The sequence below is a fragment of the Pseudonocardia sp. HH130629-09 genome (genome assembly GCF_001294645.1).
Taxonomy (GTDB): domain Bacteria; phylum Actinomycetota; class Actinomycetes; order Mycobacteriales; family Pseudonocardiaceae; genus Pseudonocardia.
Genome location: NZ_CP011868.1, coordinates 320,693 through 333,060, shown reverse-complemented (window position 1 = coordinate 333,060; position 12,368 = coordinate 320,693). Strand labels below are relative to the sequence as shown.

The following is a 12,368-nucleotide window of genomic DNA, read 5'->3' as shown; positions in this document are numbered from 1 at the left end:
CACTCCCGTGTGACGGACGGACTCGCTGCACCGCACGCTAGCCGATGCCCCCGACACGATCGGGTGAGGCGCACGGGTGCACACAGCACGACGCGCGGGCACCGGGAGGAGTTCCCGGGGCCCGCGCGTCGGACGTGCACGGAGAGCGCTCCGATCAGGCGGAGAGGATCTCCTTCATCAGGGCGGCGGTCTCGGACGGCGTCTTGCCGACCTTCACGCCGGCGGCCTCGAGGGCCTCCTTCTTCGCCTGCGCGGTGCCGGCCGAGCCGGACACGATCGCGCCGGCGTGGCCCATCGTCTTGCCCTCGGGGGCGGTGAAGCCCGCGACGTAGCCGACGACCGGCTTGGTGACGTTGGCCTTGATGAAGTCCGCGGCGCGCTCCTCGGCGTCGCCACCGATCTCACCGATCATCACGATGGCCTCGGTCTCGGGGTCCGCCTCGAACGCCTCGAGGGCGTCGATGTGGGTGGTGCCGATGACCGGGTCGCCGCCGATGCCGATGGCGGTGGAGAAGCCGAACTCACGCAGCTCGTACATCATCTGGTAGGTCAGCGTGCCGGACTTCGACACCAGGCCGATCTTGCCGGGGCCGGCGATGTTCGCCGGGATGATGCCCGCGTTGGACTTGCCGGGCGAGATGATGCCGGGGCAGTTCGGGCCGATGATCCGGGTCTTGTTGCCCGTGGCGACCGCGTGCGCCCAGAAGTACGCCGAGTCGTGCACCGGGATGCCCTCGGTGATGACGACCGCGAGCGGGATCTCGGCGTCGATGGCCTCGATGACCGCGTCCTTGGCGAACTTCGGCGGGACGAAGATGACCGACACGTCGGCGCCGGTCTCCTTGATCGCCTCCTCGACCGTGCCGTACACGGTGACGTCCTTGCCGCCGACCGTGTGCGTGGTGCCGGCCTTGCGCGCGTTCACGCCGCCGACGATGTTCGTCCCGGCGGCCAGCATCTTGGTGGCGTGCTTGGTGCCCTCGCCACCGGTGATGCCCTGGACGATGACCTTGCTGTTCTCGTTGAGGAAGATCGACATGTCTCAGGCTCCAGCGTTCGCGAGCTCGGCGGCCTTGGCGGCCGCGTCGTCCATCGTGCCCACCACGGTGACGAGCGGGTGGTTCGCGTCGGCGAGGATCTGACGACCCTCCTCGACGTTGTTGCCGTCCAGGCGGACGACCAGCGGCTTGGTGGCCTCGTCGCCCAGGATCTTGAGGGCCTCGACGATGCCGTTGGCCACCGCGTCGCACGCGGTGATGCCGCCGAAGACGTTGACGAAGACGCTCTTGACCTCGTCGTCGCCCAGGATGACGTCCAGCCCGTCGGCCATGACCTGCGCCGAGGCGCCGCCGCCGATGTCGAGGAAGTTGGCGGGCTTGACCCCGCCGTGCGCCTCGCCGGCGTAGGCGACGACGTCGAGGGTGCTCATGACGAGCCCCGCGCCGTTGCCGATGATGCCGACCTGGCCGCCGTCGAGCTTGACGTAGTTGAGGCCCTTGGCCTTGGCCTTCGCCTCGAGCGGGTTCTCGGTGCGCTCGTCGACCAGCTCGGCGTGCGCCGGGTGCCGGAAGTCGGCGTTGGCGTCGAGGGTGACCTTGCCGTCGAGGGCGATCACCTTGTCCTGCGGGTCGCGGACCAGCGGGTTGACCTCGACCAGCGTCGCGTCCTCGGAGACGAAGGTCTCCCAGAGCTTCACGATGACGTTCGCGGCCTCGTCGGCGACGGCGGCCGGGATCTTGCCCGCGGCGACGATCTCGTCGGCCTTGGCCTTGTCGACGCCGGCGATCGGGTCGATCGCGATCCGGGCCAGCGCGTCCGGCCGCTCGACGGCCAGCTGCTCGATCTCCATGCCGCCCTCGGCCGAGCACATGGCCAGGAAGGTGCGGTTGGACCGGTCCAGCAGGAAGGAGAAGTAGTACTCCTCGGCGATGTCACTGGCCTCGGTGACCAGGACCTGGTGCACGGTGTGGCCCTTGATGTCGAGGCCCAGGATGGCCTCGGCCTTCTCCTTGGCCTCGTCGGCGTTCTGCGCCAGCTTCACACCGCCGGCCTTGCCCCGACCACCGGTCTTGACCTGCGCCTTGACCACGACGGCGGTGCCCAGCTCGGCCGCCGCGGCCGCCGCGTCGGCGACGTTGTCCACGGTCCGGCCCGGCAGCACCGGGACTCCGTGCGCGGCGAAGAGGTCCTTCGCCTGGTACTCGTAGAGGTCCACTCGGCTCTCCCGCTCCACTTCGCTCTCGCCGCGACCGGCGCGTCCCCGGCTCGTTCTCCGGGCGCGCCCCGCACAGGTGGCGGGCGGCAGCGGTCGCGGACGTCGGTGATGCTGCGTCGGGGAGCCTAGCCACGCCGCGCGCACCGGTCCTGACCTGGGCCGGTGACCGCTGTCACCCTGTCGGCGCAGTGCTCGATTCAGATGGACCGTCCGAGTGATCGGGACCACGGATCGTTCCGCGAGACAGCGGAATCCTGTGACCTGCCTTACCTTTCGAGTATGGCGACGTCGCTACCCGGAGGCGCTCGCCTGCACGCGATCGCCGACGGGGCGCTGTCGACAGTGACGGCCGCGACGTCCGATCTCGCGCAGGCGGCGGGCTACGCCGCGCGGACCTTCACCTCGCGTACGGGCTGGCGCTGGAGGGCGCCTGGCTGGCCGCCCACCTCGCGTTGTACCCGATCGGGCTGGCCGAGGAGACCGTCCGCCCGCAGGGCCACTGGCGAACCGACAGCCTGCCGCCGGTCAAGCGGAGCCTGGTCGTCGCCGACCCCGCCGCGGCCGGGACGCCGATCCTGCTGGTGCACGGGATCATGGACAACCGCTCGGTGTTCACCGTGATCGCCCACGAGCTGCGCCGGCGCGGCTTCGGCGTCGTGCACGCCATCAACTACAGCCTGCTCACCGACGATGTCCGCACCGCGGCGCACGAGCTGCGCGGCCACGTCGAACGACTGCGCGAGGCCACCGGGTCGGACCGGGTGCACGTCGTCGGGCACTCCCTCGGCGGCGTGATCGCCCGCTACTACGTGCAGCGGATGGGGGGGCGACGCCGTCGTCGACACCCTGGCGACGCTCGGCAGCCCGCACGCGGGCAGCAACCTGGCCCGGCTCGCGCCGCTCCCGCTGTGCCGCCAGCTCCGCCCCGGCTCGCCGATCCTGCGTGAGCTGGACGAACCGGCCCCCGGCTGCCGGACCCGGTTCCTGGTGGTCTGGTCACGGATGGACGAGATCATCGTCCCGCAGCGGAACTCCCGGCTGCGCCACCCCGACCTCGACGTCACCGAGCTGGAGCTCGACGACGTCGGCCACCTCGCCCTGCCGGTGGACCGGCGCACCGTGCACTTCGTGGCGAGCACGCTGGCCCGCGGCGAGGCGGAGCGCCGCGAGCACGACCGGGTGCGCGACCGGAGGCTGCGCGGGTCGCTGCGGCTGGTCGGACGGCACGCGGCGCAAGGCGCCTGAGGGACCGGTCCGCGCGGGGGAACGGGGCTCCTCCGTTCGCCGTCGCGTCGATGACCGCCCGACCGGTCGCCGATGATCCACGACCGTCCGCAACCGCGCGATGGCCCGCCGTTGCCGCTCGGCGAGGCCCGGGTTACCGTCGCGTTGTCCACGTCACGGACCGGTCACGGTGATCGGTGTCGCCCCGAACGACACCATCCCCCCGACGGAGCCCCCACTCCGACGATCACCGCCGAACGGCCCGCGGCGCCCTTGACCACCAGAAGGGCAGTCTTGTCGCGCCACCGCTCCCCCAGCGGCGCCACGCGACCGGAGGCCCGGCCCGGCACGCTCCCCCCCGTGCCGCCGGCCGGTCACCGGCTCCCGGCGCTCTCGGCTCCCCCGCCGGTGGTCTCGCGCACCCGGGCGACCGTCGCCGCGGCGGCCGGTGGTGCGCTGGTCGCGGCCGGTCAGACGGTCGCCGGGGCCCTCGGGGTGCCCGGCTGGGGCGGTGAGGCCTCGGTCGAGGAGTCCTACGCCCGGCTCGCCGCGTCGGCGATGCTGCCGGTGTCCGGCGACACCCGCCCGGCCGACACGACCGCCCCGCTGGACACCTCCGCGATCGGCGGGGAGCAGCTCAGCGCGCAGGCCGCGTCGCTGCCCGACCTGGACGCCACCTCGAAGGTCGACGTCGCCAACCTGACGAAGGCCGCCCGGATGGGCCGCGAGGCCGCCAAGCTGGAGCGGGCCGTGACGACCGCGATGTCGCACGGCGCCCCGAAAGCCGTGTTGTACGACGGCGAGGCCTTCGTCCTGCCGACGGCGGGCCGGTTCACCTCCGGCTTCGGCGCCCGCTGGGGCGTGCAGCACAAGGGCATCGACCTCGCCGCCCCGATCGGCACCCCGATCTTCGCCCTCACCGACGGCGTCGTGGAGAAGTCCGGCCCCGCCAGCGGCTTCGGGATGTGGGTGGTGCTCAAGCACCCCGACGGCACCGGCACCGTCTACGGCCACATCAACCGGTCGTTCGTGCAGGAGGGCCAGCAGGTCAAGGCCGGCGACGAGATCGCCGAGGTCGGCAACCGCGGCCAGTCCACCGGCCCGCACCTGCACCTCGAGGTGTGGGAGCCGGACGGCACCAAGATCGACCCACTGCCGTGGCTGGCCGCGCGCGGCCTCGACGTCACCGCCGCGACGGGCTCGCGCGACGCCTGATCGCCGGGCCCCCTCCCCCCGACCCGCCCGGACGGGTCAGAATGGCCGGGTGGGGGACGAGGCGGGGTACCGGGTGGGGGACGACGAGCGGCGGGCGGTGGACGCCCGGCTGCAGCGCGCGCACAGCGAGGGACGGCTGTCCCTGCCCGAGTACGAGGAGCGCTCGGCCACGGCCTGGGCGGCCCGCACCCGCGCCGACCTGGAGCCGTTGACCCGCGACCTCCCGGCCGACACCGCCGGGACGCCCACCGCCGCCGTCGAACGGGCGCCGACCGGGGCCCTCCGGGCACCGGCCGGGGAGTTCGCCGCGGCCGCCGGGCGACGCGCCGGCGGGATCCTCGCCGCGGTCGCGGTGGCCGTCGCCGCGGTCTGGGGGCTGGCGCAGGTCGCGCCGATCACCGAGGGACTGACCGTGTTCGGGTCCCGCACCGTCGGGGCCGAGGCCGGCGACCGGGTGGGCGGGGTGACGCTGTTCGGCTCGACGACGGTCCTCGTGCCCGAGGGGACGCGGGCGGACGTCTCCGGGTTCACCGTGTTCGGCTCGACCGAGTGCCCGACGGCGTGCGCCGCGCCCGGCGACCGGACGGTGGACGTGCACGTCGTCGGGGCGTTCGGGTCGGTGAAGGTGCTGACCCCGGCCGAGGCCGCGGTGCAGGACCGCGACGACGACTGAGGTCTACAGCTTCTGCATCGGGACGCCACCGATCAGCATCAGCCGGACCGTCCCGCCCGAGCCGAAGTCGATCGTCACCGTCGCGCGCGGGCCGATGCCGTCGGCCGCGACGACCGTGCCCAGGCCGTACTTGTCGTGGTTGACCCGATCCCCGACGTCGAGGTTCAGCGTCTGGTTGTTCAGTGACCGCTCCGGGACCCTCCAGCTCCCGCGGTCGGTCGCCTGCGGACGCTTCCCGAACCCGAACCGCCCGACCGGCGCCGACGGGCGCTGCGCGGCGAGCTGCTCCTCGCTGCGCCGCCAGTCGAGCAGCGACGGGGGCACCTCGTCGAGGAAGCGCGATGCCGGGTTGGTGCTGGGCTGCCCGAACGCGGACCGCACGATCGCCCGGGACAGGTAGAGCCGCTTCTCCGCGCGGGTGATCCCGACGTAGGCCAGCCGGCGCTCCTCGGCGAGTTCCTTGGGATCACCGAGGGTGCGCAGGTGCGGGAAGATCCCGTCCTCCCAGCCGGTCAGGAAGACCACCGGGAACTCCAGTCCCTTCGCCGTGTGCAGGGTCATCATCGTGACCACGCCGGAGTCGTCGTCGGGGATGGAGTCCGCGTCCGCGACGAGTGCGACCCGCTCCAGGAACGCGGCCAGCGAGCCGGGCTCCGGGACACCGTCGGGGGTGTCGTCGTAGGTGCCGGCCTCGCCCTCGGGTGCCGCGCCGTCGGGTGCCGCGCCGTCGGGTGCCGCGCCGGACCCGATCGCGCCCCCTCTGTCCGACGCGAGGTCGGCGACCGCGGCGTCCCCCGCGAACTCCCGCGCCACCGTGACGAGCTCGGCCAGGTTGTCCATCCGGGTGCCGTCCTGGGGGTCCTCCGAAGCCTGCAGCTCCTCCAGGTAACCGGTCCGCGCGTAGACGGCCTCGAGCACCTCGGCGGTGTCGTCGCCGCGGTCGACGAGCTCGCGCAGCTCGTCGAGCATGCGCACGAACCCGGCGATGTTCTTCTGCGAGCGGGTCGCCAGCGCGGGGAGCCGCTGCGGCTCCTCGGCGGCGGTGCGCAGCGCGCGGGCGAACGAGGTGCGCTCGCGCTCGGCGTACTCGGCGACGACCGCCTCGGCCCGGTCCCCGATGCCGCGCTTGGGCACGTTGAGGATCCGGCGCAGGCTGACCGTGTCCTCTGGGTTGGACAGCACCCGCAGGTAGGCCAGCGCGTCGCGGATCTCGCGGCGCTCGTAGAACCGCACCCCGCCGACGACCTTGTAGGGCAGCCCGACCCGCAGGAACACGTCCTCGAAGACACGGGACTGGTTGTTGGTCCTATAGAACACCGCGATGTCGGAGTTGCGGTACTCGCCGGTGTCGACGAGCCGGTCGATCTCCCGGGCGACGAACGACGCCTCGTCGTGCTCGTTGTCCGCGACGTAGCCGACGACGCGCTCACCGTCGCCCGAGTCCGACCACAGCCGCTTGTCCCGGCGCTCCGGGTTGCGGGCGATCACCGCGTTCGCCGCGGACAGGATGGTCTGGGTGGAGCGGTAGTTCTGCTCCAGCAGGATGGTCCGCGCGTCCGGGAAGTCCTGCTCGAACTCGATGATGTTGCGGATGTTCGCGCCGCGGAAGGCGTAGATCGACTGGTCGGAGTCCCCGACGACGCACAGCTCGCCGGGCCGCCCGTTCGCCGTCGCCGGGGCGACGAGCTGGCGGACCAGCTCGTACTGCGCGTGGTTGGTGTCCTGGTACTCGTCGACCATCACGTGCCGGAAGCGGCGCCGGTAGTACTCGGCGACGGCCGGCAGGCGGTCCAGCAGCGAGACCGTCTCCATGATCAGGTCGTCGAAGTCGAAGGCGTTCGCCTGGCGCAGCCGCGACTGGTAGACGCCGTAGACCTCGGCGATGCGCCGCTCGTGGTCGGTGGCGGCGCGCTCGGCGGCCTCGTCCGGCGAGACCAGCTCGTTCTTCAGGTTGGAGATCTGGGCAGCCAGGGCCCGCGGGGCGAACTTCTTCGGGTCCAGCTCCAGGTCACGCCCGACGATGCCGACGAGGCGACGGGTGTCGTCGGCGTCGTAGACGGAGAAGGCGCTGCGCACGCCGAGGTGCTTGGCCTCGCGGCGCAGGATCCGCACGCACATGGAGTGGAAGGTGGACACCCACATCGGCCCGGACCGGCGCCCGACGAGGGCATCGACGCGCTCCTTCATCTCGGCCGCGGCCTTGTTGGTGAAGGTGATCGCCATGATCTCGCCGGGATGCACGCCGCGCTCGGCGAGCAGCCAGCCGATCCGGTGGGTGAGCACCCGGGTCTTGCCCGACCCCGCGCCGGCGACGATCAGCAGCGGCGAACCCGCATGGGTCACGGCCTCCCGCTGGCGGTCGTTGAGGCCTTCCAGCAGGCGACGGCCCTGGGCCGTCGTCGGCTCGGCAGCGGCGGAAGGGCCCGTCCCGGGGAGTTCGAACAGCGCACTCATCGTGTCGAACACGGTACGCCGGGGGTCCGACACACCCCGCTCCGGCGTCGCCGGTCCCCAGGAAGCACGGCGCCCCGGTGCGCCGGGTGGTCTACACTCGCCGCGTGGCACACGACGGGCGATTTCGCTACGGGTACCGGACCCCGGTTCCCGCTGCGCCGCCCGTCTGAGCCCAGACGCCACCCGCACGCCCCGGAGTCCGACGGACCCGGGGCGTCCGTACGTCCTCGGTCCCGACGACCCGTGACCGAGACGAGGAGACCACGACCGTGACCGATCCCGCAGCCCCGCAGCCCCGCTCCGGCACGAGCACCGAGGTGCGCACCGGAGCCGACCCCGAGATCGAGCAGCTGCGCCGGGAGATCGACCGGCTCGACGCCGAGATCCTCGACGCGATCCTGCGCCGCACCGAGGTCTCGAAGCGCATCGGCGCCGCCCGCATGGCCGCGGGCGGACCGCGGATCGTCTACAGCCGGGAGATGGCGGTGCTCGACCGGTTCGCCGACCTCGGACCCGAGGGGCGCGAGCTGGCGATGATGCTGCTGTGGCTGGGCCGTGGACGCCTCGGCGGCCGCTGACCTCCTGGTGCGACACCCGGTCGCGTCCGGCGACCGGGTAGAGGTGACGACCGCTCGGCGATTCACGCACAGTGCACAGCGCGACACGCCGGCGAGCGCCCCACCTGGGGTTCAGGTCAGGTGACCCTTGCGCAGGGGTTGCCTTGCGAGGCAACGAGCAGGCCGAGCGGTCGGATACGGCCGATGAACGGGAACCACTCGAAAGGGTTACTTGCGACGAGCGGAGGGTGATCACTTGGGAATCAAGGGCTCCTTCCGGTACATCTTCCCAGGTCGAAATGACCCGAAGGAGGACGTGCGGCCGTGACCGACACACCTGCCGGAGCCCCGCTCCCCGGCGCCACCGGCGCCACCGGGCCCCGCGACGTGGTGAGCGTCGCCGAGCTACTGGCGCGCCACTCGCGCGCTTCCCACGCCTCTTCCGACGGAGCGGGCCCGCTCACCGGGCCCGTCCTGTCCGTCGGCGACCTGCTGCGCCGCGAAGGGCGTCCCCCGGTGGCCGAGGGTGCCTCCGCCGACGCCGCCTCGGCTGGTGACATCGCCGCCGCGGGCACCCCGGGCGGCTGGCCGGACATCGACCTCCCGCAGCCCCGCGCCGCGGCCGTCGCCGACGGCTGGACCGGCCGTCAGGTGTCCGGGCGCCGGCGCGCCGGTGTGGTCGCCGGAGCGCTGCTCGCCGCGGGCTCCGTGCTCGGCGCCGCCCTTTACAACGGCGTCGGCACCGAGAACTCCGACGCGCGCGCCGCCGCCGACGGCCTGTTCCCCGGCTTCGGCCTGCCCACCGCGGGCACCCCGGACACGCTGCCCGCCCAGTACCTCCCGGCGAACGTGGCGCTGAGCTCGCCGCTGCCGGACGCCCCCGCCCCCGGTGCCACCGACTGGATGGCCGTCGCCTTCGGCCGGCAGCAGCCGGTGCAGGCGGCCGCGGCCGGCCGTACCCCGGGCACCGCAGCCGGTCCCGCCGCCGCGGTCCCCGCGCCCCGCACACCCTCGACCGGCAACCCGGGCACCGGGTCCCCGGCGTCGCCGACGGTGCCGGGGCCGCGCGGTGCCGGCGGCACGAGCTCGCCGCTCGCGCCGATCGTCGCGCCGATCAACAACCCCGACCGGGCCCCCGCCGGCAACCTGCTCGGGCCCGTGACGGGCACCCCGCCGTCGCGCGGCGGGACCAGCACCGGCCCGCTCCAGGACGTCACCGAGAACGTCCGCCCGGTCGGCAACACCGTCGGCGGCGTCGTCGCCCCGGTCGCGCAGGCCGCGGCACCGGTCGGCAGGGCCGTCGGCGGTGCCGTGTCCCCGGTCACCGAGGCCGTCCGCCCGGTGACGGACGCGGTCAAGCCGGTCACCCGGCCCCTCACCGACACCCTCGAACCGGTGACGACGCCGGTGCTCGGCGCGCTGTCGCCGGTCACCGAGCCCGTGCTCGACAGCACCAAGCCGCTCACCGGGCCGATCCTGAAGGCCGCCGAGCCGGTCACCGGGCTCCTCGACACCTCGGCCAAGAAGCCCGACACCGGTTCCTCGTCCGAGGGGGCCACCCAGCCGCTGCAGGCCGTCACGAAGCCCGTGGGGCAGGCGGTCAGCACTGTGACCGAGCCGGTCGGGAGCGCCCTGTCCGGCGTGACCGAGCCGGTCGGCGGGGTGCTCGGCGGTGTCACGAAGGGCGCCGGCGGGCTGCTGGGCGGCTGACGCCCTCCCACCACGACGGCCCCGGCCCCGGCCCCCGCACACGCGGGGGCCGGGGCCGGGGCCGTACGCCGTTCCGGTGCCGATGCTCCTTCCGGCTCGCTCCGGTCGCTGCGCGACCTATACGAGCCTCCTGTCGGAAGCCCAGCGGGACAGCTCGTGCCGGTTCGACGTCTGGGTCTTGCGCAGCACGCTCGACACGTGGGTCTCCACCGTCTTCACGGAGATGAACAGCTCCTTCGCGATCTCCTTGTAGGCGTAGCCGCGGGCCAGCAGCCGCAGCACGTCCCGCTCCCGCTTGGTCAGCTGGTCGACCTCCGGGTCCACCGGCGGTGCCGCGCCCGGGCGGTCGGAGAACGCGTCCAGCACGAACCCGGCCAGACGTGGCGAGAACACCGCGTCGCCGGCCCGCACGCGCCGCACGGCGTCGGCGAGGTCCCGGCCCGAGATCGTCTTGGTCACGTAGCCACGGGCTCCGGACCGGATCACCGAGATCACGTCCTCGGCGGCGTCGGACACCGACAGCGCCAGGAACACCGACTCAGTGCCCGCCGCGCGCGCCCGACGCAGGATCTCCGCACCCCCGCCGCCCGGCATGTGCACGTCGAGCAGCACCACGTCCGGCGCGAGGTGCCCGACGCCGGCCACCGCCTCGTCGACGGAGCCCGCCTCGCCGACCACCTCCAGCACCGGACTGCGCCCGTCGCCGCGGTCCAGCTCGGCGCGCACGCCGGAGCGGAACAACGCGTGGTCGTCGACCAGGTAGACCCGGATACCGGAGTCGTCCGGACCGGCCGGGGTGTCCTGCAGGTCGTCGGCGGTGGTCATGCCGTCTCCTTCTCCCTCAGCGGCATCGACAGCCGCACCTCCGTGCCCTCGCCGGCCCCGGTGCGGATCCGGACCGTACCGCCGTGGCGGCGCATCCGGGCGTGCACCGAGTCCGCGAGGCCGTGCCGGTCGTCGGAGACCTCGTCCGGATCGAAACCGGTGCCGCGGTCGCGCACGAACACCTCCGCGGCGCCCGGGCCCTCGGCCGAGGCGGGCTCGACCTCCACGTAGACGTCGACCTCGGACGTCCCCGAGTGCTTCGCCGCGTTCACCATCGCCTCACGCGCCGCCAGCACCAGGGCACGCAGGTCGTCGTCGAGCTCGGAGTCGCCGACCAGCACCGGGCCGACGGTCACCGCGTAGGTGTCCTCGACCTCCCCCGCGACGCGCGTGATCGCCACCGACAGCAGCGTCTCCGCCGCGTCCGGGCTGCCGCTGCCGCCGCGGGCGCGCCCACCGGGCCCGTAGAGCCAGGCACGCAGCTCCCGTTCCTGGCCACGGGCCAGCCGCTGCACATCGCGCGGGTCGCCGGACTGCCGCTGGATCAGCGCCAGGGTCTGCAGCACCGAGTCGTGCAGGTGCGCGGCGATCTCGGCGCGCTCGGCGGCGACCGCGCGAGCCCGCCGCTCCTCACCGAGGTCGCGCACCAGCCGCACCCACCAGGGGACGGTGAGGACCGCGACGCCGAGCAGTGTCGCCAGCGCCGCGAGGATCCCGAACCGCACCTGGCCCAGGTCCAGGTTCCCGAGCAGGAACACCGCCAGCCCGGTCAGGACCAGCGCGGCGCCGAGCAGGGTGCGGGCCAGCGCCGCACGGCCGGCCCCGACACGGCTGCGGGCGTCGCGCGCCCACTGCCGTCGCTGCGCCTCGTCGGCCTCCCGCCACACGACGGCCGCGCCGACCGTCGCCAGTCCCAACGGGCCGGCGATCCAGCCGAGCACCGCCGAGCCCGAGGTCACCGCGACCAGCGACAACCCCAGACCCAGCGTCAGCAACCCGGCGGCCTGCAGCCGTTCGGACCGGGTCAGGGTCCGCTCGACGACGTCGGCCTCCTGCCGTAGGAACACCCACAGCAGGCCGTAGGCCAGCACGCCCGCCCAGCCCAGCAGGCTCAGTGCGACGAAGGCCGCCCGGATCCACCGGACGTCGACGCCGAGGTGGTCGGCCACCCCGCCCGCGACGCCGCCGACCATCCGCCCGGAGCGGCGCCGGGCCAGCGGGACGCGCGCTCCGGGGCTCGGCGGCACCGGGCCGCCCGGCCGCGGGGACGCGGGCGCCGCGCCCTCGGAGACCAGCACCGTCGGCGCATCCGCCGACGACCGTGCATCCACAGAGGGCTCCACAGAGGGCCGTACGTCCGCCGACGACGCTGCGGCGCCGGTCGAGGGATCCGAGCTGTTCACGGCACCATCGTCACACGGCCCCCGCCGGATCACCTCCGGATCTCAGACCGGGGTCGTCTCGGGGTTGTCCCCGAGACGCCGGGGCCCGCCCG

Annotated in this window: 11 protein-coding genes; 6 read left to right on the top strand and 5 right to left on the bottom strand. The window is 73.7% G+C overall.

Annotated features, from left to right (window positions below):
• Positions 1-154: 154 nt before the first annotated feature.
• Together sucD and sucC are read right to left on the bottom strand one after the other, a co-directional pair.
• Positions 155-1,039, bottom strand: coding sequence for a succinate--CoA ligase subunit alpha (sucD, locus tag XF36_RS01615; RefSeq protein WP_020623374.1), 885 nt, complete (start codon positions 1,037-1,039; stop codon positions 155-157).
• A gap of 3 nt (positions 1,040-1,042) precedes the next feature.
• Complete coding sequence (gene sucC, locus XF36_RS01610; protein WP_060710598.1) at positions 1,043-2,215, bottom strand: ADP-forming succinate--CoA ligase subunit beta; 1,173 nt, start codon at positions 2,213-2,215, stop codon at positions 1,043-1,045.
• Between the two features lie 452 nt (positions 2,216-2,667).
• Between sucC and XF36_RS33570 the strand changes: the two genes are divergently transcribed.
• From XF36_RS33570 to XF36_RS01590, 4 genes are all read left to right on the top strand, one after another.
• Positions 2,668-3,162 (top strand): esterase/lipase family protein, encoded by a 495-nt coding sequence (locus XF36_RS33570; RefSeq protein ID WP_060710597.1) that lies wholly within the window; start codon positions 2,668-2,670, stop codon positions 3,160-3,162.
• Positions 3,163-3,217: 55 nt separating this feature from the next.
• A complete protein-coding gene (locus tag XF36_RS33565; RefSeq protein ID WP_060710596.1) occupies positions 3,218-3,460 on the top strand; it encodes a hypothetical protein in 243 nt (80 codons plus the stop codon).
• A 339-nt stretch (positions 3,461-3,799) separates the two neighbouring features.
• Positions 3,800-4,654, top strand: a complete 855-nt coding sequence (locus tag XF36_RS33115; RefSeq protein ID WP_238589064.1) for a M23 family metallopeptidase — start codon at positions 3,800-3,802, stop codon at positions 4,652-4,654.
• Between the two features lie 49 nt (positions 4,655-4,703).
• Positions 4,704-5,327 (top strand): DUF1707 SHOCT-like domain-containing protein, encoded by a 624-nt coding sequence (locus XF36_RS01590; RefSeq protein ID WP_060710595.1) that lies wholly within the window; start codon positions 4,704-4,706, stop codon positions 5,325-5,327.
• A 3-nt stretch (positions 5,328-5,330) separates the two neighbouring features.
• Here the strand turns inward: XF36_RS01590 and XF36_RS01585 are convergent, their stop codons facing one another.
• Positions 5,331-7,781, bottom strand: coding sequence for a UvrD-helicase domain-containing protein (locus tag XF36_RS01585; protein WP_060714335.1), 2,451 nt, complete (start codon positions 7,779-7,781; stop codon positions 5,331-5,333).
• A gap of 317 nt (positions 7,782-8,098) precedes the next feature.
• Between XF36_RS01585 and XF36_RS01580 the strand changes: the two genes are divergently transcribed.
• Entirely contained in the window at positions 8,099-8,359 is a 261-nt protein-coding gene (locus XF36_RS01580) for a chorismate mutase (RefSeq protein ID WP_060714334.1), read from the top strand.
• Between the two features lie 303 nt (positions 8,360-8,662).
• Positions 8,663-10,048, top strand: coding sequence for a hypothetical protein (locus tag XF36_RS01575; protein WP_060710594.1), 1,386 nt, complete (start codon positions 8,663-8,665; stop codon positions 10,046-10,048).
• A 117-nt stretch (positions 10,049-10,165) separates the two neighbouring features.
• On the opposite strand, the gene XF36_RS01570 is transcribed toward XF36_RS01575, so the two are convergent.
• Complete coding sequence (locus XF36_RS01570) at positions 10,166-10,873, bottom strand: LuxR C-terminal-related transcriptional regulator (protein ID WP_060710593.1); 708 nt, start codon at positions 10,871-10,873, stop codon at positions 10,166-10,168.
• Positions 10,870-12,204 carry a PspC domain-containing protein gene (locus XF36_RS01565; RefSeq protein WP_414706213.1) on the bottom strand — a complete coding sequence of 445 codons (1,335 nt, stop codon included), beginning with the start codon at positions 12,202-12,204 and terminating at the stop codon, positions 10,870-10,872. Before XF36_RS01565 ends, XF36_RS01570 begins: the two co-directional genes overlap by 4 nt.
• Between the last annotated feature and the right edge of the window lie 164 nt (positions 12,205-12,368).